A 20,782-nucleotide genomic window follows, 5' to 3' on the forward strand; every position below is an offset into this window, starting at 1 on the left:
AGTCGGATTGTTCAAATGAGCCTCAAGACTTTTACTGCTGCCCTGATCGCTGGTGCATCGCTGATCGCAGCCCCAGCCTTTGCTGAAGACGTCAAGATTGGCGTCACCCCTGGCCCACACGCCCAGATCATGGAACAGGTTAAGCCGATCTTCGAAGCCAAGGGGCACACCTTGGAAATCCTGGAGTTCTCGGATTACGTCATTCCGAACGAAGCGCTGTCGACCGGCGACCTCACCGCCAACTCGTTCCAGCACCAGCCATACCTCGACAACCAGATCGCTGATCGCGGCTACAAGATCGAAACCGTCGCTGTCACCGTGAACTTCCCGATCGCCGTTTACTCGGACAAGTTCGAGAAGTTTGAAGACCTGCCAGAAGGCGCAAAGATCGGCCTCCCGAACGACCCAACCAATGGCGGTCGTGTTCTGCTGCTTCTGGAATCCGCTGGCCTGATCAAGCTCAAGGAAGGCGTTGGTACGAAGGCTTCGGTGATCGACGTTATCGAAAACCCGAAGAACGTGCAGTTCCTCGAAATCGACGCTGCTCAGCTCGCGCGCACTCTGCCAGATCTGGATGCTGCTGGCATCAACACCAATTACGCTGAAGACGCTGGTCTCGACCCAGTCAACGGTTCGATCCTGCGCGAAAGCCCAACCGGCCCATACGTAAACGTCATTGCCGTCCGTTCGGAAGACAAGGACTTGCAGTGGGTCAAGGATCTGGTCGCGTCCTACCACAACGATGAAATCAAGGCGTTCATCGAAACCGAATTCAAGGGTTCGATACTCGCAGGCTGGTAAGCACTGCGCATAGCCAAATGAATGGGGCGCTTCGGATATCCGAGGCGCCCTTTTTTTGTCAGCGATTGAGAATGTGGCCGGTCAGCACATCGATGCACATGCCATCAAAGGCAGGCGTCACATTGGGCGGCGTTTCGTCGTCCGTCGTGTGATAGTCGAGGTCAATGTGCAGATTGGTGAGAATGCCTTGCTGCGGGGCAAAGCGCTCGATCATGTCCAAGGCTTCGGGCAGGCTCAAATGGCTCGGGTGGGGTGTCGGTCGCAAAGCATCGATAATCAACGTCTTGAGCGCGGTCATGCCAGCCTCGGAGCTTTGCGGCAGTGCTGAGAGATCGCAGCAATAAGCAAAATCTTCGACGCGGAACCCGAAGCACATAATATCGCCGTGGACCATGTCAAAGGCGAGAAAGTCGATTGTGCCGCCCGGCCCGTCAATGCTCACGGTGTCACCATCGGCAATGACGTGGGCGTCGAGAATTGGCGGGTAGGAACTGCCTGCAGGAGTTTTAAAGCAATAGCCGAACGCAAGATTCAGGCGTTCGCCGCACGCCTCAGAGTAATAAACGGCGACCCGCTTGCGGCTCTGTAGTGCCAGCACGCGCAGGTCGTCGATCCCATGAGTGTGGTCGGCATGCTCATGCGAATACAGCACGGCATCAAGACGCCCCACATTTGCAGCAAGCAATTGCTCGCGCATATCAGCGCCGGTGTCGATGAGCACGCGCGTCGGTTCATCCACGCCGTTCTGCCAGGCCTCAACCAGCAAGGCGCAACGGGTACGGCGGTTGCGGGGCTCGAGTGGATCACACGCGCCCCAGATATTGCCTAAACGCGGCACGCCGCCGGATGATGCGCATCCCAGAATGGTCGCGATGATCCGGTCGGGTTTGGCCATGAGTTATTTGAGCCCGGTCTTGGAAAACAGACGCGCAAAATTCGCCGTGCTTTCCACGCCGCACTGTTCAAGGCTGATGCCACGCACTTCGGCGACCTTGGCCGCGGTGTGACGGACATAGCTTGGCTCATTGCTTTCGCCCCGATGCGGGATCGGCGCGAGATAAGGCGCGTCGGTTTCGACGAGGTAACGATCCGCCGGCACCATTCTGGCGACCTCGCGGATTTCCTCGCCGTTCTTGAAGGTGATGATCCCCGAGAACGAGATATAGCCGCCCAGCTCGAGCGCAGTTTCAGCCAACGCCTTACCCGCCGTGAAGCAATGCAGCAGGAATGGGAAAGCCCCCTGCTCTGTCTCTTCGCGCAGGATAGCGGCCATGTCCTCATCGGCAGCGCGACTGTGGATAACCAGTGGAAGACCGGTGATCCGAGCTGCTGCAATGTGCCGACGCAATCCGATGGCCTGCGCTTCGCGCGGAGCATTGTCGTAAAAATAGTCGAGACCGGCTTCGCCGATAGCAACGCAACGCGGATGGGCACTTAGCCGTACGAGATCTTCCGTTTGAATATGGAGTTCTTCGTGGGCGTTGTGCGGATGTGTCCCAACGGAACACCAGATGTTCTGGTATCGTTCTGCAAGGTCTGTGTATGTTGAAAACTTTTCCACACGTGTGGAAATCGTCACCATTCCGGTGACGCCAGCGGCTTCGGCTCGGGCGAGAACGCCGTCCAAATCATTGGACAGCGCCTCAAAGTCGAGATGGCAGTGACTATCGATCAGCATTATTCAGCAGGCTTCTCGACACGCGCAAAGACGCCCTGCGGAACTGGCAGTTCGGTGCCCGAAATAAGGCCATTGGTCTTGGCAGCATGAGTGAGCGTACGTTCGTCGGCTGGAACTTCCAGCTGGTCGAGCAAACGCGCTGCCGAAGACGGTACGAAGGCCTGCATGGCGATGGCCAGACGGCGAACCGTATCTGCCGTGCGGTAAAGCACTGTGCCCATGCGGACTGGATCGGTCTTCTTCAGAGCCCAAGGTTCTTGGCCAGCGAAGTAGTTATTGGCAGAGCTGAGAGCGGCGATGATAGCGCCAGTGGCTTCGTGAACCAACTGCTCGTCCATGGCCTTCTGTGCTGCAACCAGAGCTTCGGTGACTTCATTTTCGATGGCCGTGTCAGCATCGGTGTAGTCGCCAAAGGCCGGGACCTTCGCTTCGCAGTTCTTGTTGATCATCGACAGCGAACGCTGGGCAAGGTTGCCAAGGTTGTTGGCGAGATCTGCATTGACGCGATTGACCAGCTTTTCGTGGCTGTAGTCGCCGTCATTGCCGAAGGAGACTTCGCGCAAGAAGAAGTAGCGAACAGCGTCTGGACCAAAGGTTTCGACCAGTTCGAACGGATCGATAACATTGCCGAGCGACTTGCTCATCTTCTGGCCGTCAACGGTCAGGAAGCCGTGCGCGAAGACGCGGTGCTGCACAGGCAGGCCGGCGCTCATCAGGAAAGCTGGCCAGTAGACGGTGTGGAAGCGAATGATGTCCTTGCCGATGACGTGCAGGTCAGCTGGCCAGAATTTTTTGAAGAGTTCGCTCTGTTCGTCCGGATAGCCGACGCCGGTGATGTAGTTGGTGAGGGCATCGACCCACACATACATCACGTGGCCTTCTGCGCCCGGAACTGGAATGCCCCAATCAAAGGTGGTGCGCGAAACAGAAAGGTCCTGTAACCCACCCTTTACGAAGGAGATGATTTCATTGCGACGTTCCTTCGGCGCGATGAAATCTGGGTTCTCTTCATAGAGCTTGAGGAGGCGATCCTGATAAGCCGAGAGACGGAAGAAATAGGTTGGTTCTTCGACCCATTCCACTTCCGCACCCGATGGGGCAAAGCGCTTGCCGTCCTTTTCGGTCAGCTCGGCTTCGTCGAAATAAGCTTCGTCGCGAACCGAATACCAGCCCTTATAGGTGGACTGGAAGATATCGCCATTGTGGCTCGCTTCCATCTGCTTCCAGATGGCCTGCGCGCTCTTATGGTGACGTTCTTCGGTGGTGCGGATGAAATCGTCGTTAGAGAGGTTGAGCATTCCTGCCAGCTTCTGGAACTGCGCCGAGTTCTCATCCGCCAGTTCGCGAACAGAAACACCCTTGGCGGCAGCGGTCTGCACCATCTTGATGCCGTGCTCGTCCGTGCCGGTCAGGAAATAGACATCGCGTCCTTCCAGACGCTTCCAACGCGCGATGGCGTCAGTCGCGATCATTTCATAGGCATGCCCGATGTGTGGGGCGCCATTGGGATAGGAAATCGCGGTCGTGACGTAAAAGGGCTTGGTCATTCTTGCTCAGCGGAATTTGCGGACAGGGCGCTATGCTTCCGGATCCAATCGAAGATCACGACCAGTGTCTGCTTGAAATCAAGATTGACACTATCGGCCTCGGACAGAAGCGCGTTTGCCTTCTCCCATAGCTCAGTTGCGGAGGCAAGTCGCCTACGATCTGGGCCCTGCATTGCCGCATCGCGCATTTCTGATGCCAGCCAATCACTCAGGATCTCGCGCGCAAAGGACATATCGGGGCCATTGGGATCGCTCCCAAGCGCATCACCGAGTTTTAGGTGCGCTTCTGTTGGCATGGCCGCCGGGTTCTGCAGCCATGTGATCAGCGCCCCAACGGGGGAAGTTTCAGCGAGAGCCAGTGTTTCAAACGCCCGACGCGGGCGACCGCCTGCCAATTGCACGGCGCGGTCTAGGGTTGAAGCATCAAGCTCAGGATGATTGTTCATCACCACATCTGCCACAAGCTGATCACTCAGCGGACGGAGAGCGATATTGTGGCAGCGCGATTTGATCGTCGGCAGCAGGCCACCTGGGCGATGGGAAATCAGGAAGAAGGTCGTGTCTGCTGGCGGCTCTTCGAGTGTCTTCAGCAGAGCATTGGCAGCGGATGGATTGCAGTCGTCGATCGAGTCGAGAACGGCGATGCGATGCCCCGACCGGCCGCGCGTCTGCTGCAAGGTTTCGCGCAGCTCACGCACGTCTTCGACGCGGATCACCGTATAAAACCCTTTAGCGTCCTTCATCCGCCGACGCAGCACGCTCAGGTTCGGATGCGAGCCAGCCGCGATCTGCTCGCGTACGCGCTCGGCGCTTTCATCGCCAGTGGCGGTGAATATCGCCGCTGCCAACTCGAAAGCGAGCGTTGCTTTGCCAATCCCCTCGGGCCCGTGAAGCATGATCGCGCCTGGTAGGCGGTGATCGGCCAATTGCGCCAAAATTGCTTGTCGCGCTTTGTCATGACCAACGGCAAGCTGCCGCTGTTCTGGCAGCGGGAGATCTTCGATTGCGTTTGGATCAATCACGCCTGCGGCCTACCCTGAAGTTCGGGGAAACGCTGCGTCACGACGGACCAAATGGCCATTTCGAGAGCCTCTTCGCTCTGATGCGCCGACAGCACGACACAACGGTCGGCATTGCGCGACGCTATATCGAGGAAATTGTCCCGCAGACGTTCGTGCCAGTCGAGATCTTCCTTCTCAAAGCGATCCCCTGTGAGCTGCAAACCATCCTCGACGGCACGCTGTTCGACGCGCTGGAAAGCCAGTTTGGGGTCCATGTCGAGAACAAGAGTCAAATCCGGCGTATGACCATCGAGCGCGAGATTTTCCAGCGCATCAATAAGCCCGTCTTCAACACCACCCGTCAGCCCCTGATAGGCGCGGGTTGAGTCACAGAAACGGTCGGAAATCACCCAGGTGCCGCGCTCGAGATTGGGCGCGATAAGTTGGTGGACGTGGTCATAGCGCGCTGCCGCGAACAAAATCGCTTCTGCCCCCGGCCCCCAGCTCTCGGACTTTCCCTGGAGAATGAAAGCGCGGATTGCTTCGGCCTTTGGCGTGCCACCGGGCTCGCGTGTGCGCACCGCCTCAATGTCATTGCGCGCCAAATTCTGCAGCAAGCGCTTGACCTGCGTAGACTTTCCTACGCCCTCTCCACCTTCAAAGGTGATAAATCGTGCTGTGCCTCGATTTGGCGCTTTTAGCATGGTCTCGTGTCATTCCGGTCAGAGCCAGCCAAGGGCGAGCTGTTTGAGCGCATCGGTTGCGCGACGAACAATATCACCCTGCGCTACTGATTCAGCAGCATAAAGCGGCGTCGATTGAATGAGCTGATCGTCGCAGAACACACGCAGTTCGGCAAGTTTCTGTCCTTGCTCCACGGGCGGCATGAGCGGCGCGGTATAATTGATGGTTGCAGCGAGGCACTGCTTCGTCCCACGCGGCAGGTAAAGCGCAACTTCGCCGTTACCGACAAGGCCGACACTGGCGACTTCGCCACCATACACATCTGCGGTGCCAACAATCTGCCCCGCCGCATAAGGCGTAACCTTTTCAAAGGCGCGCGCGCCCCAGGTCAGCAGCTTACGCGCTTCTTCGGTGCGCTCGCGCATCGACTCCAGACCGTGAACCACGGCCACGAGGCGACGATCGCCTTGGTTGGTCGACGTCACAGAGCCGTAGCCAGACGCTTGCGTATGTCCAGTCTTCAGACCATCGACGCCGATACCCATTTCCACGAGCGAGTTTCGGTTAGGCTGCTTGATCTTGTTCCACTCCATCTCCGGCTCAGAGAAGTAGTGATAAAACTCGGGGAACTCGCGGATGAGATAGCTCCCTAGCACCGCAAGATCGCGCGCCGTGGAATACTCATCAGGATCAGGCAAGCCGGTCGAGTTCACAAAATGCGAGCCGGACAAACCAATCTGGCCGCTCAACTCGTTCATCATCGCCGCAAAGCTGCCTTCGGAGCCGGCGATGCCTTCCGCCAGAACAATTGCCGCATCATTACCCGATTGAATAATGACCGAACGCACCAAATCTTCGACGCGAATTTGCGAGTTCAAAACGGCGAACATGGTGGAGCCACCAGAGGCAGCCCCGCCCGTACGCCAAGCATTTTCGGAAACCCAGAACTCGTCGTCCAGGGACAAACGCCCTGCCCGAACCTCAGTGAACACCACTGCCAGCGTCATGAGCTTGGTCATGCTCGCTGGCTCTAGGCGGTCATCTGCGCTTTTCTGGTAGAGGACCGTGCCAGATTCATGGTCGGTCAAAATGGCGAACTTCGCCTTACTATCAAACGCCACCTGAGCGTTCGCCTGAGAAATCAGGCCCAGCATAGCGATCGTAGCAAACAACACTCTCACGTCCGCCCCTCCGTGATGGAAATTAATCCGTTGCTCGCATTTAAATCAAAGTCAGAGCACTATTCCAACCTCGGCAGCGAGGTTACGAACGTCTTCTTCGGTCACGCCCGGTTTTAAATTGGTCAGCGTCAGTTTTAACGCCGAACCAGAGCTCAACGGCAAAGCGCTTTCTGTAACAGCACCAAGCACAGCGAAGCGCTCGGAAACAGACTGCACACTCGCATCGTCATAGAAAACGCCGAGATCCACATTGACTGGCACAGCGCCTGGCGTTGCGAAGGCCGCGAGGTCGAGCCCGCCTGCTGCCATTGCATTTGTGGCAGCCTGCGCCGAACTATCCGGAACAGCACCAGCCTCGGCATAAGCGAACAGACCGCCGAACATGCCGAAAATATTGTTCGTCACACCGAAATTGCCGGTCGCCACTTGCGTGTGCTTCCCGAATTCCTGCGGACCATTATAGCTCGCCATCAATTGGCGCGTATCATCGCCATTGAGCGGCGCTTCGCCAACATAAGCGATCTCGACATTGGCAGAGCCATTCTCGACATAGCCAAGCATGGCCGCCGAGCGATAGCTAAGGTCGATCACGCGACCAGCAACATAAGGACCACGATCGTTGACGCGCACCACGAGCGAGCGACCGTTGTCCTTATTCGTCACACGAACATAGGAGGGCAAAGGCAGAGTAGGATGCGCTGCCGTGATAGCATTGGCGGAGAAGATTTCGCCGTTCGCAGTTTTGCGACCATGGAAATCAGCGCCATACCAAGAGCCAGTACCAGCAGCAACATAGGCCGGATCGTGTTGCGGAACATAAGTCCTGCCCGCAACCGTATAGGGCTTTCCGACCTGATAGCGACCACCACCACGCGGAGGATGAGGATTCGTCGTTACGCGCGGCGAGGAGGTGACGCCGTACTTGGCCGAAGTGAAGGCACCACGCTTCACTGTCGGCCCGAGATTCCCCATGTTGCATGCGGCAATAGCCGGGACGAGCAGAGAGGTTAGAACCAAAAACCGTGCGTATTTGCGGTAATGTTTCGTCACTGTTCGCGCTTCTTTTTAAATGGAGCCTATCGCGCGTTAACCTACACGCCTGCGCCGATGCATAAAATTGAAGACAGTTTTGATGGTTTATAAACCCCTAATCTCACCAACCCCCGCTCGCACCACCAATCCGCCTGCGGCGCATGAACACAATTATGGGCAAAGCGAGCATCAAGCTTGCTCAGATATAAAGATATCTTTATATGCGTACGAGCCGGTACGCGGCACAGACTTCCTAAGTGTATAGAGGACGGTAGATGAGCCCCTCCGAGCTGAACATCTCAAGCCCAGTTTCCCAGGATTGGAACGAAGTGCGCTCCGCACTTTCAAAGGCTATGGAGGAGCGTATCCTCGTTCTCGACGGCGCTATGGGGACGATGATCCAGCGTCTCGGCCTGACGGAGGAAAACTTCCGCGGCGAGCGCTTCAAGGATTGGTCGCACCCACTCAAGGGCAATAACGACCTCCTCGTCATCACCGAACCGAAAATGATCGAGGACATCCACTACAACTATTATATGGCGGGTGCGGATATCGTTGAAACCAACACGTTTTCTGGCACCTCTGTGGCGCAGGCCGACTATGCCTGCGAAAGCGCTGTCTACGACATCAACTACCAAGGCGTGATCGTTGCCCGCCGCGCTGCACGGCGCGCTGAGGCAGAAGATGGTCGTCGCCGTTATGTTGCGGGCGCCCTCGGACCGACCACAAAAACCTCCTCCATGTCGACCGACGTCAACAATCCCGGTCACCGCTCCATCAGCTTCGACGAGCTGGCAATCGCCTATGAAGAAGCCCTGCGCGGCCTGATCGACGCTGGCGCTGACCTTCTGCTCTTTGAAACCATCACCGACACGCTCAACACCAAGGCCGGCCTGTTCGCTGCTCGCAAGATTTTTGACGAGCGCGGCATCGATGTGCCGATCATGATTTCGGGCACCATCACCGATCGTTCGGGCCGCACGCTCTCGGGCCAGACCCCGACCGCCTTCTGGTACTCGATCCGCCACGCCAACCCGATCACCATCGGGCTGAACTGCGCGCTCGGCGCCGATCTGATGCGCGATCACATCGCCGAACTCTCCAAGGTCGCCGATACCTTTATCTGCGCCTATCCGAACGCTGGCCTGCCCAATGAAATGGGTGCTTACGACGAAACGCCGGACGACATGGCGCGTCAGTTGCAAAGCTTTGCCTCCGAAGGCCTCCTCAATATCGTCGGCGGCTGCTGCGGCTCGACCCCAGACCATATCCGCGCCATCGCCCAGATGGTCGCGCAGTATGAGCCACGCAAAGTTCCCGAGATCGAGCGCCTGCTGCGTCTCGCGGGCCTAGAGCCGTTCACGCTCACCGCGGACATTCCTTTCGTCAACGTTGGCGAGCGCACCAATGTCACCGGCTCGGCCAAGTTCAAAAAACTGATCACCGCTGGCGACTACACCACAGCGCTCGACGTTGCGCGGGACCAAGTCGCGAATGGCGCTCAGGTCATCGACATCAATATGGACGAGGGCCTGATCGATAGTAAGCAGGTCATGGTTGACTACCTCAACCTGCTCGCCGCCGAACCCGATATCGCCAAGGTTCCGCTGATGATCGACAGCTCCAAGTGGGATGTCATCGAAGCTGGTCTGAAATGCGTTCAGGGCAAGGCGCTGGTCAACTCGATCTCGCTCAAGGAAGGCGAAGACGCCTTCATTCATCACGCCAAGCTCGTTCGCGCCTATGGCGCTGCGGTTGTGGTGATGGCCTTTGACGAAAGCGGTCAGGCCGATACCAAGCAGCGTAAGGTCGAAATCTGTACCCGTGCGTATAAGATCCTCACCGAGCAGGTCGGCTTCCCGCCAGAAGACATCATCTTCGACCCGAACGTGTTCGCGGTTGCGACCGGTATTGAAGAACATAACAATTACGGCGTCGACTTCATCGAAGCGACCAAGGAGATTGTTGAGACCCTGCCCCATGTTCACATCTCGGGCGGTATTTCCAACCTCTCCTTCTCGTTCCGCGGCAATGAGCCGGTGCGTGAAGCCATGCACGCGGTCTTCCTCTACCATGCCATCAAGGTCGGCATGGACATGGGCATCGTCAACGCCGGTCAGCTGGCGGTTTACGAAACCATCGACGTCGAACTGCGCGATGCCTGCGAGGACGTGATCCTCAACCGCACGCCAAATGCCACGGATCGTATGCTCGAGCTGGCGGAACGCTATCGCGGTCAGGGCGGCGCAGCGGGCAAGGCCAAGGACCTCTCTTGGCGCGAACTCCCCGTCGGTCAGCGCATTACCCATGCGCTGGTCAATGGCGTCACCGAATTCATCGAGGCAGACACCGAAGAAGCCCGCCTCGCTTATGACCGCCCGCTGCACGTCATCGAAGGCCCGCTGATGGACGGCATGAATGTCGTCGGCGACCTCTTCGGCTCGGGCAAGATGTTCCTGCCGCAGGTGGTAAAGTCCGCCCGCGTCATGAAGCAGGCCGTTGCCTATCTCCTGCCCTATATGGAAGAGGAAAAGGCTGCCAATGGCGGCACTGGCCGCTCCAGCGCGGGCAAGGTTCTGATGGCAACCGTGAAGGGCGACGTCCACGACATCGGCAAAAACATCGTCGGCGTGGTTCTGGCTTGCAACAACTACGAAATCATCGACCTCGGCGTTATGGTCCCGTCGGCGAAGATTTTGGAAGTGGCCAAGGCCGAGAACGTCGACATCATTGGCCTTTCGGGTCTCATCACCCCCTCGCTGGACGAAATGGTCCATGTCGCCGCCGAAATGGAGCGCGAAGGATTTAACATCCCGCTGCTGATTGGTGGGGCTACGACCAGCCGCGTTCACACGGCGGTAAAGATCCACCCGCGCTACAACCGTGGTCAGGCCGTTTACGTCAACGACGCCAGCCGCGCTGTGGGTGTTGTCTCTGCGCTCCTCTCGGACGATCAGAACGCCGCATTCGTCGAAACCACACGCGCGGAATACGCCAAGGCGGCGGCTGCGCACGAACGTGCTGAACTGGACAAAAAGCGCCTGCCGCTGGCCACTGCCCGCGCCAATGCGTTCAAGTCCAACTTTGATGGCTACACGCCACCAAAGCCGACTTTCCTCGGCACCAAGACCATCACCGATCTCGACCTGGGCGAAATCGCCCGCTACATCGATTGGACCCCGTTCTTCCAGAGCTGGGAACTCAAGGGCCGCTACCCGGCCATCCTTGAAGACGAGAAGCAGGGCGAAGCCGCTCGTGCGCTCTGGGCTGACGCTCAGAAAATGCTCAAGCAGATCATTGGCGAAAAATGGTTCAACCTGAAGGCCGTCATCGGCTTCTGGCCCGCAAACCGCGTCGAGGACGACATCCGTCTCTTTACCGGCGAAGATCGCGCCACTGAGCTGAATACCTTCTTCACCCTGCGCCAGCAGCTGTCCAAGCGCACCGATAGCGCCAATGTCGCCCTGTCCGACTTCGTCGCTCCCGTCGGCACGCCCGACTATCTTGGTGGTTTTGTTGTCACCGCAGGCCTTGAAGAAGTCGCCATTGCAGAGCGCTTCGAAAAGGCGAATGACGATTATTCGTCCATTCTCGTTAAGGCCCTCGCGGACCGTTATGCCGAAGCCCTAGCCGAATATATGCACGAGCGCGTCCGTAAGGAGCACTGGGGCTTTGGCAAGGACGAGACGTTTGCGCCAGACGAGTTGGTTGGCGAACCCTATGCCGGCATTCGCCCGGCTCCGGGCTACCCAGCTCAGCCAGACCACACTGAAAAGACCACTCTTTTCAATCTACTAGATGCAGAAGCTCAAGTCGGAGTTACACTCACTGAGAGCTATGCCATGTGGCCAGGCTCGTCCGTTTCCGGTCTCTATTTCAGCCATCCTGACGCCTATTATTTTGGCGTCGCCAAGGTCGAACGCGATCAGGTTCTGGACTATGCGGAACGCAAGGGCATGGCGGTTGCCGAAGTGGAACGTTGGCTCGGCCCTGTGCTGAACTACATTCCGGGTAAGTAACTTAGGATATAGGAGCAGGCTCCCGGCGCTGTCGGGAGCCTTATTTCTTCACCCTTCGGAACCCTTCGCCTCCTCACACGTCTCCTTCAGAACCCCCTCTCAGGTAGCACTATGTTGGCTCCCCAAATTCCAGTTCTGGTTGTGACCCAAGCGGACGCGCTGCCTCAACTCGCACCCGGCGACAGGCTTCTGCGCTTACCCCGCAACTCCGGCCACGGTCACGCCGATGGCGCCAGCTGCGTGGCCTGTTCCTCTCAGACAGATGTCCGTGCCCTGCTCTACAATCTGCTGTTGGACCGCGACAACGGTACTGACAATTTCACCCGCGTTATCGTGGATGCCAGCGCTATCCCTGAGCCCCTGCAGGTCATGTTCGCCTTAACGGGCAAGCTGCCTGCCCAAGCCCTTCGCGACCACACTGTCGCCAAACGCTTTTACCTTCAGGGCGTAGCGGGCCGGTAAAGATCTATAGGCGTGAGCCAATAGTGCTTCAGACCATTTATTCGATCCACCCCACCGTCGTTGCCGGACCTGTCCCAGCAATCCAGACAGGCCTCGCACAAAACAGGATCACCGGGACAAGCCCGGTGATGACGACGACGCTGAAGGCACCTAGCGCAACGACCTCAGTCGCGCTCTAGCAGTGCTTTCCAAATGATCCCGCCAATAGCGGCGCCTGCAAGTGGGGCGAGGATAAACACCCAGACTTGGCCCAAAGCCCCATTGTCCGCAAACAAGGCGGCCGCGATGGAGCGTGCTGGATTGACCGAAGTGTTGCTCACCGGGATCGAGATCAAGTGGATCAGGGTCAGCCCCAAACCGATAGCGATTGGCGCGAAACCAGCCGCGGCATTCTTATGCGTCGATCCCAAAATGATAATCAGGAAAAACGCCGTCAGCACCACTTCAGCTACGATAACGGACACCAACCCATAGCCATGCGGAGAAAGCGTGTCATAGCCGTTCGAAGCAAAGCCGCCAGCGACAAAACCAGTCACGCCCGACGCAATGACGAAGAGCACCAGTGCCCCGAGCGCACCGCCGATGATCTGAGCGACCCAATAAGGCACGAGGTCCTTGTAATCGAACCGACCAGCGACAGCGAGCCCGAGAGAAACAGCAGGATTGAAATGCCCGCCGGAGATGTGCCCGACCGCGTAAGCCATTGTCAGCACAGTTAAATCGAAGGCCAGCGAGACACCTGCATAGCCAATTCCAAGTTCCGGAATGCCCGCCGCAAGAACAGCTGAGCCACACCCTCCAAAGACAAGCCAAAACGTTCCGAATGCTTCAGCTGAAAGACGCTTAATCATGGCCTTCTCACTCCAAGAAGGTGATTCTGCTTTGGATATGCTGTCTAAAATTTCCGAAATCAGCAAAACAAATAAAACACGATCTAATTTGCGCAGCGCTATTCTCTGATGGGCCGGAGTTTTACATCGCGCGACTTCAGGATCGAAATCCGCAGCGGTGTTCCTCCCCCTTTCACGCCCTCTGCCCCACCCAGAAGACAGCATGGAGCGCAAGCGCTCACGAGCGGCACCTTGAGACCGCTCCACCACCCAAAACAAAAAAAGCCGGGCATTTCTGCCCAGCCTCAATTCTACAAAACTCGATAAGAGCGCTTAGCGGCCCTTGACCACCGAGTAGCCAGCATACTTCGCTGCCGTGCCGAGTTCTTCTTCGATACGGATGAGCTGGTTGTACTTCGCCAGACGGTCCGAACGCGAGAGCGAGCCGGTCTTGATCTGACCGCAGTTGAGCGCAACTGCGAGGTCAGCGATGGTCGCGTCTTCGGTTTCACCCGAGCGGTGCGACATGACCGAGGTGTAGCCTGCGCGGTGAGCGGTATCGACCGCGTTCAGCGTTTCGGACAGCGAACCGATCTGGTTCACCTTGACCAGGATCGAGTTCGCGACGCCCATCTTGATGCCCGATACGAGGCGTTCGGTGTTGGTCACGAACAGATCGTCGCCGACCAGCTGAACCTTCTTGCCGATTGCATCGGTCAGCGCCTTCCAGCCATCCCAATCGTCTTCGGCCATGCCGTCTTCGATGGTGATGATTGGGAAGCGGTTCACGAGGTCTTCGAGGAAACGTACGTTGTCGTCGGACGACAGCGACTTGCCCTCGCCGACCATCTCGTACTTGCCGTTCTTGAAATATTCGGTCGACGCGCAATCGAGACCGATGAAGACGTCTTCGCCTGGACGATAGCCTGCCTTTTCGATCGAGCGCATGATGAAGCCGAGCGCTTCGTCAGCCGAACCAAGGTTTGGTGCGAAACCGCCTTCGTCACCCACGTTGGTGTTGTGGCCTTCAGCCGACAGACCCTTCTTGAGGGTGTGGAAGATTTCCGAACCGATACGGACAGCGTCGGCGATGGAATCTGCGCCAGCTGGCAGGATCATGAATTCCTGCATGTCGATTGGATTGTCAGCGTGCTCGCCGCCATTGATGATGTTCATCATCGGCACAGGCAGAACATGGGCGTTTGGCCCACCGATGTAACGGTAGAGTGGCTGGGTAGCCGATTCAGCAGCGGCCTTCGCAACAGCGAGCGACACGCCCAGAATGGCGTTAGCGCCAAGACGGCCCTTGTTGTGGGTGCCGTCGAGATCGATCATTGCCTGGTCGATTGCCAGCTGATCGAAAGCGTCCATGCCGAGGATTTCTTCGGACAGCGCGGAGTTCACGTTTTCAACGGCCTGGGTCACGCCCTTGCCGGAAAAGAGCTTGCCGCCGTCGCGCAGTTCTACGGCTTCATGGGCACCGGTAGAAGCGCCTGATGGCACTGCGGCGCGGCCGAAACTGCCGTCGTCCAGAACCACATCGACTTCAACAGTGGGATTGCCGCGGCTGTCAAAGATTTGACGGCCATTGACGTGGATAATCGATGCCATGAGTGCCCTTCCAGAAGTTGCGCTGGTGATGTGTGCCTCTCTAGACCCAGTGTGTGACAGAAGGAAGGGGGACAGACGAAAAAAGCCAAATCTGCCGGATTGAAACGTTGTCATAACCGCAAAGAGCATACTAACATGTCACAGTGCTGTGGAGGATGAACGGCGCGGAGGAAACAGTTTTGACTAAGCCACTCGTAAAACAGGTCGCCCATACCTGCGTATTTGCTCGGGATTTGCGCGCCGTAGAGGCATTCTATCGAGACATTCTTGGTGTAAGCCCCAAGTTTGACTTCAAGCGTGGTGAAGAGCGCATCGGGTTTTACCTCGATTTCGGCAATCGCACCTTCGTTGAAGTCTTTCTGCGCGGCGATTCGGCATTCGAGGATCGCAATCAGATCAACCACATCTGTTTCGAGACCGACGATATTGATGCCTTCATGGCCAATGCCGCTCGGCATGGCGTCGCCGTCACGCCAAAGAAGCTCGGCGTAGACCACACATGGCAGTGCTGGTTGGCGGACCCGAGCGGTGTCAAAATCGAGATTTTCCAATACACCGAAAAGTCGATGCAGTTCGGACCATCTGGGGTCGTCTGTCAGGTGGATTGGTAGGCATCCTACCCGCTGGAAAGATAAAAACGCACCATGAGAGCGCATAATCGCGAAAGATTTTCGCCCTAAGTTAATAGCTACATCAAGCTGGAGTCGCGACTTGCGAGTTTCAACGGCAGCGCTTTGTCTATTCATGTATGGGACCAGCTGGGGACATGCTGAGCCCGTGAACTTGGCCGCGTCTGCGTTCAGCATGCCGGGCACCACTCTGGACCTTCCTGGTTGTGGCCTAAGTATTCTGACCGAGGCGACAGCAAAGGTTGAGCCGCAGGTTTTGGGGCCGGACAAGTCGCGCTATTTGGTTGAGTGGCTTGTCACCAATTCTGAATGGTCGCAAGCCTTTCCCAATAGTCTTTATGGGCTCGTCCAATTCCGGATCACCTGCACGCGGATGACGCGCTGGCTTGACGATGCCGCGACCTATAACCGGATTCAGGCAAATGCTGCCCATGATCGGGCGCTGGCTGCCGAAGGCAGTGGCATGCATGAGGGCGAAGATCATTTCACCGCCGCCGAGGCCATGCCTTATGGTGCGCTGAGCCATGCCCATCAAATCGCTTGGGAGCACACCTCGCCCTCCCATTACGGCACGAGCCGACATCATCACGTCGATGTCTATGGGAGTCACGGCAAGATGCGCATCCATGTTTTGGCGCACTTTGTTGGATTCGACCTCTCCGACAATCCCGAATTGGCGGCGGCAGGAACAAAGCTTACCGCAGCGGATGGGTCAGAAGTGATTGCCGGTTCCCCCGTACTCCCTCTCAAAAACGGGGGGCACGTGGTTTCCAGTACCGCAGAGCAGAACATGGCCTATCTCAAATACGTGCTCGGCTCCACGCGGGCACTAAAGGTCCAAACAGAAAGCGGCCTACCCAGTTAAGGACAGGCCGCTCGCAAAGGTCAGCTTGGCTTAGGCCTAGTCGGACGTCTGGCGGATAAAGCCGAACGCGACCAAGGTGATCACCGCTGCGATGATCATGTAGTAACCAACCGTGTGCAGGCCATAGGTATTGGCCAGGTGCGTCGCGATGTAAGGCGCGAAGGACGCACCAAAGATGCCACCAAGGTTGAAGGTCAGCGATGCGCCGGTGTAGCGAACCGAAGTTGGGAACGGTGCTGCCAGTGCGGTGCCGAGCGGACCGTAGGTCATGCCCATAAGCGCAAAGCCTACGCAGAGGAATGCAAGTACGCCCCAGACATTGCCCGAGCCGAACATTGGCGCGAGAACCAGACCGAAGACTGCAATACCAATTGCAACGCCGATCATCACCTTGCGCATGCCGAACTTGTCAGCAAGCACGGCCGAAACCGGAATGAACAGGCCAAAGAACACCACGCCGACCATCTGCAGGAGCAGGAAGTCTTCGCGGGCATAGCCGAGGTTCGCAGTACCGTAGCTCAGCGAGAACACGGTCATGATGTAGAACAGCACGAAGGTCGCCAGCGCTGCCATAGTGCCGAGCACAAGGCTCATCTTATGCTTCTTGAAGACGTCGAAGAACGGCACTTCAACGCGTTCAGCCTTTTCGATCGCCTTCGCGAATTCTGGCGTTTCGGTGATCTTGAGACGGATCATCAGACCAACGATAACGAGAACCGACGAGAGCAGGAACGGCACGCGCCAGCCCCAGTCCATGAAGGCGTCGTTGCCCAGAACCTTATCGAGAACGATGAAGATCATCGTCGCGAGGAAGAAGCCAACCGGCGCGCCCAACTGTGGGAACATGCCGTACCAGGCCTTCTTGTCTTCCGGAGCGTTTTCGGTGGCGAGCAGAACAGCGCCGCCCCATTCACCGCCAAGACCCAGACCCTGACCCAGACGGCACAGAGCAAGGAACAGCGCGGCCCATACACCCACCTGATCATAGGTCGGCAGCAGGCCGATAACGACAGTGGAAATGCCCATCAGCAGCAGCGCCGCAACCAGCGTTGCCTTACGGCCGATACGGTCACCATAGTGGCCGAAGAACGCAGCGCCCACAGGACGCGCAATGAACGCAATCGCGAAGGTCGCCAGCGAGCTCAGAAGCGCAGTGGTGTCGTCCCCTGCTGGGAAGAACAGATGCGGGAAAACGATAACCGCAGCTGTTGCGTAGATGTAGAAGTCGAAAAATTCGATCGTGGTGCCGATCATGCTGGCTGCAAGAACGCGCGTGGGCGAGTTCTTCTGCGGCGCTGCATTCGGCGAGGCACTAACGGAGGTCATCTGAAATCCAGATTGCTATCGAAACGGAACGAGGTCGAAAGCACCTTCCCCCGATAAGCGCGCCCGAACCCTCGGTTACGGCCGGAGTACCGCAGAGTACGCCCCAGAGCAACTGCGACAGTTTTACACTTTTAGTTCAACGATTTAGCAAAGTTCATTCGTCACGTTTGTGCGCGTCTATCTGTCTGTCAGATAGCAATTTCTTTGCCTCTTCCAACTCGCGCTCGGCCTTGGTGCGCCCAAATTTTAAGCGGTTCGCCTCGGCGGTCGTCTCTTTTTCGACTTTCGCCTTAGCCTTGCGCGCCTTTGAGAGCGATAGAATCTCAGCCATGGAAAGTCTCCAAAATACATTAGGGAGCGAAACAGGGTGGACCAAAACTATGCCACAACCCGCCGCACTTTGCAGCCTCCACGCGCTGTCCGCACCGTGGAGGCGCCGCATTGAGTTTTAAAGCGAGGCGGTATCGAGCCGATACCCCTGCCCCACAGCCCGCCCAAACGCGGCTTTGGCAATATCGGTTAGCCTAAATCCCTGATCCCAACGGTCGCCTAGCTCACGGAGCGTTCCATCGGCGCCCAAATTGGGGAACGCATACTCGATGTGCAGCGGTCCGTCCGGCGTGTCGACCGTTTCGGGCAGGATTTCAGGCGCAAACGGAATAGCGGCACCCGCCGCCTCTGTTTCCAAGAATCCCGCAAAGCAATACTGCCACATCCAGCCAAAGCGGGTGACATGCGGCTCGTCGCGCAGCCCCACACCAATCGGCACTTGGATGCAGCCACTTGATCCGATCCGCCCATGCACAAAGCGCACGCGCCGAAAGATTGGCTTCATGATCTCGAGCTTTTCCGGGATCGAGCCATATTGCATCTCAAGCCCAGTGTAATAATGCGAGAGATCCGCGTTGATCGTCATTTCGGGGAATTTTTCGACCCATCCAAGGGTGCGGAAAATATCCTGTGTAATCGTCGCGCGATGGGTTTCAATGTGCGCAGCGTGCTTGAGCTTCTGGCTGGCGCTCAGAATATCCTCGATCAGCGCATAGGCTTGTTCATTCGTTTCAAAGCCAGTACCGACATGCAACGTCGTCTGCTCGTGCCCAGCATCCACTTGGCGCTGCAGCACCTCCAACGCCTCGCCAGGCGCTGCCACACGGCTCGATCCATAGGTAATCAATCCAGCTTTGCCATAGGCAGGATCATCGCTCCCCTGCACGCCTGTGTACCCCGCCCCCAGCAGCACTTGCGCGATCTCGGCGGCACTCCCCTTCGGCCCCGCAGACCAGTCTGGAAGCTTGGTAATGGTGCCGAGGTTGAGAGCCTGAATAAAGCGCGGGTGGGTCATGACGCGTCCAATAAGAATTGCACGACGAGTTTAGGCCTCGAAACGTTGCGAGAAAAGCCACAAGTCACTGGATCAAAACAAAAACGCCGGACTTCGTGAGAAGCCCGACGTTTAAAATTTGGAGTGTGCGTTTCGTCTTAAACGAGACGGCTCTGGTCCATTGCCGCAGCGATAAAGCTGGTGAACAGCGGATGCGGCTCAAATGGCTTGGACTTGAGTTCTGGGTGGAACTGCACGCCGATGAACCACGGGTGATCCGTGCGCTCAACGATTTCCGGTAGCGTGCCATCTGGCGATACGCCGGAGAACAGCAGGCCGTTCTTTTCCAGAAGCTTGCGGTAGTCCATGTTCACTTCGTAGCGGTGACGATGGCGCTCGGTAATGCGAGTGGTGCCATAAATGTCCGCAACGCGCGAGCCACGAACCAACTGAGCTGGGTAAGCGCCGAGACGCAGTGTGCCGCCGAGATCGCCATTTTCCTCGCGGGTGGCTTTCTCATTGCCCTGGACCCATTCCGTCATCATGCCGACGACAGGTTCCTTGGTCGGACCGAATTCGGTCGACGAAGCGTTCTTGATGCCAGCGGTGTTCCGCGCAGCTTCAACGCAAGCCATTTGCATCCCAAAGCAGATACCGAAGTACGGAACATCCTTGGTGCGCGCAAAGCGTGCAGCTTCAATCTTGCCAGCCGCGCCACGTTCGCCGAAACCGCCCGGCACCATAATGCCGTGAACATGCTCGAGATATGGCGATGGATCATCACGCTCGAAGACTTCCGAGTCGATCCACTGCAGGTTGACCTTCACCTTGTTGGCGATACCGCCATGGATCAGGGCTTCCGAGAGCGACTTATAGGCATCCTTGAGGCCGGTGTACTTGCCAACGATGGCAATGTTCACTTCACCTTCTGGATTGTGGAAGCGCTTGGAGACTTCGTTCCAGGCCGTTAGATCAGGTTCTGGCGCATCGGAGATGCCCAGAGCGGCCAGCACTTCGCGGTCGAGACCTTCGTTGTGATAGGCCATTGGAACGTCGTAGATCGAGGCGACATCGAGGCCCTGAATAACGGCGCTTTCACGCACGTTACAGAACAGCGACAGCTTCTTCTTTTCGCCTTCTGGGATCGGACGATCGCAACGGACCAGCAGAACGTCTGGCGCAATACCAATCGAGCGCAGTTCCTTGACGGAGTGCTGCGTCGGCTTGGTCTTGAGTTCACCTGCGGACGGAATGTACGGCATCAGGGTCAGATGCAGATAGCAGGTGTGACCGCGCGGCAAATCATTGCCGAGCTGACGGATCGCTTCAAAGAAGGGCAAGCCTTCAATGTCACCGACAGTGCCACCGATTTCGACCAGAACGAAGTCGAAGTCTTCGTTGCCTTCGAGAACGAAATTCTTGATCGAGTCCGTAACGTGCGGGATCACCTGAACAGTCGCGCCCAGGAACTCGCCCCGGCGTTCTTTGCTCAGCAGGTCCGAATAAATTCGACCTGACGTGATGTTGTCACGCTTATTGGCCGCGCGGCCAGTGAAGCGTTCGTAGTGACCGAGATCGAGATCGGTCTCCGCGCCGTCGTCGGTGACAAACACTTCGCCGTGTTGTGTCGGCGACATCGTGCCGGGATCAATGTTGAGATAGGGGTCAAGCTTACGCAAGCGGACCTTATATCCGCGTGCTTGCAGAACAGCACCGAGTGCTGCTGAAGCGAGACCTTTGCCAAGGGAGGAAACCACGCCTCCGGTGATAAAAACGTACCGAGCCATGGGCG

The 20,782-nt window shown here is 57.3% G+C and carries 19 protein-coding genes; 6 read left to right on the forward strand and 13 right to left on the reverse strand.

Translation table 11 applies throughout. The annotated features are described in order from the left end of the window. Nucleotides 1–15 precede the first annotated feature (15 nt). Nucleotides 16–801 carry a MetQ/NlpA family ABC transporter substrate-binding protein gene (locus tag HKD40_RS01245; protein ID WP_169193902.1) on the forward strand — a complete coding sequence of 262 codons (786 nt, stop codon included), beginning with the start codon at nt 16–18 and terminating at the stop codon, nt 799–801. Nucleotides 802–859: 58 nt separating this feature from the next. On the opposite strand, the gene HKD40_RS01250 is transcribed toward HKD40_RS01245, so the two are convergent. Genes HKD40_RS01250 through HKD40_RS01280 form a run of 7 tightly spaced genes read right to left on the reverse strand, consistent with a single transcriptional unit; the run spans nt 860 to nt 7,864 of the window. After that, nucleotides 860–1,696 (reverse strand): MBL fold metallo-hydrolase, encoded by an 837-nt coding sequence (locus tag HKD40_RS01250; RefSeq protein ID WP_169193903.1) that lies wholly within the window; start codon nt 1,694–1,696, stop codon nt 860–862. Between the two features lie 3 nt (nt 1,697–1,699). Beyond that, entirely contained in the window at nt 1,700–2,479 is a 780-nt protein-coding gene (locus HKD40_RS01255) for a TatD family hydrolase (protein ID WP_169193904.1), read from the reverse strand. Then, nucleotides 2,479–4,026 carry a methionine--tRNA ligase gene (gene metG / locus HKD40_RS01260; protein WP_169193905.1) on the reverse strand — a complete coding sequence of 516 codons (1,548 nt, stop codon included), beginning with the start codon at nt 4,024–4,026 and terminating at the stop codon, nt 2,479–2,481. The genes HKD40_RS01255 and metG overlap by 1 nt, the downstream gene beginning before the upstream one ends. Then, a complete protein-coding gene (locus HKD40_RS01265) occupies nt 4,023–5,048 on the reverse strand; it encodes an AAA family ATPase (RefSeq protein WP_169193906.1) in 1,026 nt (341 codons plus the stop codon). The genes metG and HKD40_RS01265 overlap by 4 nt, the downstream gene beginning before the upstream one ends. Beyond that, nucleotides 5,045–5,731, reverse strand: coding sequence for a dTMP kinase (gene tmk / locus HKD40_RS01270; protein ID WP_169193907.1), 687 nt, complete (start codon nt 5,729–5,731; stop codon nt 5,045–5,047). The genes HKD40_RS01265 and tmk overlap by 4 nt, the downstream gene beginning before the upstream one ends. 18 nt (nt 5,732–5,749) lie before the next feature. Then, nucleotides 5,750–6,886 (reverse strand): D-alanyl-D-alanine carboxypeptidase family protein, encoded by a 1,137-nt coding sequence (locus tag HKD40_RS01275; protein WP_349236777.1) that lies wholly within the window; start codon nt 6,884–6,886, stop codon nt 5,750–5,752. Nucleotides 6,887–6,943: 57 nt separating this feature from the next. After that, nucleotides 6,944–7,864 (reverse strand): septal ring lytic transglycosylase RlpA family protein, encoded by a 921-nt coding sequence (locus HKD40_RS01280; protein ID WP_169194176.1) that lies wholly within the window; start codon nt 7,862–7,864, stop codon nt 6,944–6,946. A gap of 335 nt (nt 7,865–8,199) precedes the next feature. Between HKD40_RS01280 and metH the strand changes: the two genes are divergently transcribed. The 3 genes from metH (at nt 8,200) to HKD40_RS01295 (ending at nt 12,584) form a co-directional block, all read left to right on the forward strand. Beyond that, the gene (gene metH, locus HKD40_RS01285; protein WP_169193908.1) at nt 8,200–11,943 is read left to right on the forward strand and encodes a methionine synthase; all 3,744 of its coding nucleotides are present in this window, start codon (nt 8,200–8,202) and stop codon (nt 11,941–11,943) included. A 111-nt stretch (nt 11,944–12,054) separates the two neighbouring features. Continuing rightward, nucleotides 12,055–12,405: a hypothetical protein gene (locus tag HKD40_RS01290; RefSeq protein WP_169193909.1), complete on the forward strand. Its 351-nt coding sequence runs from the start codon at nt 12,055–12,057 to the stop codon at nt 12,403–12,405. A 23-nt stretch (nt 12,406–12,428) separates the two neighbouring features. After that, nucleotides 12,429–12,584 carry a hypothetical protein gene (locus HKD40_RS01295; RefSeq protein WP_169193910.1) on the forward strand — a complete coding sequence of 52 codons (156 nt, stop codon included), beginning with the start codon at nt 12,429–12,431 and terminating at the stop codon, nt 12,582–12,584. Here the strand turns inward: HKD40_RS01295 and aqpZ are convergent. Both aqpZ and eno read right to left on the reverse strand, forming a co-directional pair. Continuing rightward, a complete protein-coding gene (gene aqpZ / locus HKD40_RS01300) occupies nt 12,570–13,460 on the reverse strand; it encodes an aquaporin Z (RefSeq protein WP_282567869.1) in 891 nt (296 codons plus the stop codon). The genes HKD40_RS01295 and aqpZ overlap by 15 nt on opposite strands. A 108-nt stretch (nt 13,461–13,568) precedes the next feature. Further along, the gene (eno, locus tag HKD40_RS01305) at nt 13,569–14,846 is read right to left on the reverse strand and encodes a phosphopyruvate hydratase (RefSeq protein WP_169193912.1); all 1,278 of its coding nucleotides are present in this window, start codon (nt 14,844–14,846) and stop codon (nt 13,569–13,571) included. 179 nt (nt 14,847–15,025) lie between these two features. Here eno and HKD40_RS01310 point away from each other — a divergent pair, with 179 nt between their 5' ends. Together HKD40_RS01310 and HKD40_RS01315 are read left to right on the forward strand one after the other, a co-directional pair. Beyond that, nucleotides 15,026–15,457, forward strand: coding sequence for a VOC family protein (locus HKD40_RS01310; protein WP_248305852.1), 432 nt, complete (start codon nt 15,026–15,028; stop codon nt 15,455–15,457). Nucleotides 15,458–15,623: 166 nt separating this feature from the next. Continuing rightward, nucleotides 15,624–16,340, forward strand: coding sequence for a hypothetical protein (locus HKD40_RS01315; RefSeq protein ID WP_169193914.1), 717 nt, complete (start codon nt 15,624–15,626; stop codon nt 16,338–16,340). Between the two features lie 36 nt (nt 16,341–16,376). Here the strand turns inward: HKD40_RS01315 and HKD40_RS01320 are convergent, their stop codons facing one another. The 4 genes from HKD40_RS01320 to HKD40_RS01335 all read right to left on the reverse strand — a co-directional run bounded on the left by HKD40_RS01320 (nt 16,377) and on the right by HKD40_RS01335 (nt 20,777). After that, nucleotides 16,377–17,666 carry an MFS transporter gene (locus HKD40_RS01320; protein ID WP_182395687.1) on the reverse strand — a complete coding sequence of 430 codons (1,290 nt, stop codon included), beginning with the start codon at nt 17,664–17,666 and terminating at the stop codon, nt 16,377–16,379. 154 nt (nt 17,667–17,820) lie between these two features. Next, complete coding sequence (locus tag HKD40_RS01325) at nt 17,821–17,997, reverse strand: DUF4169 family protein (RefSeq protein ID WP_169193915.1); 177 nt, start codon at nt 17,995–17,997, stop codon at nt 17,821–17,823. Between the two features lie 117 nt (nt 17,998–18,114). Beyond that, nucleotides 18,115–19,011 carry a hypothetical protein gene (locus HKD40_RS01330; protein ID WP_169193916.1) on the reverse strand — a complete coding sequence of 299 codons (897 nt, stop codon included), beginning with the start codon at nt 19,009–19,011 and terminating at the stop codon, nt 18,115–18,117. A 137-nt stretch (nt 19,012–19,148) separates the two neighbouring features. Beyond that, complete coding sequence (locus HKD40_RS01335; RefSeq protein ID WP_169193917.1) at nt 19,149–20,777, reverse strand: CTP synthase; 1,629 nt, start codon at nt 20,775–20,777, stop codon at nt 19,149–19,151. Between the last annotated feature and the right edge of the window lie 5 nt (nt 20,778–20,782).

The organism is Devosia sp. MC1541 (genome assembly GCF_012847305.1).
GTDB lineage: Bacteria > Pseudomonadota > Alphaproteobacteria > Rhizobiales > Devosiaceae > Devosia.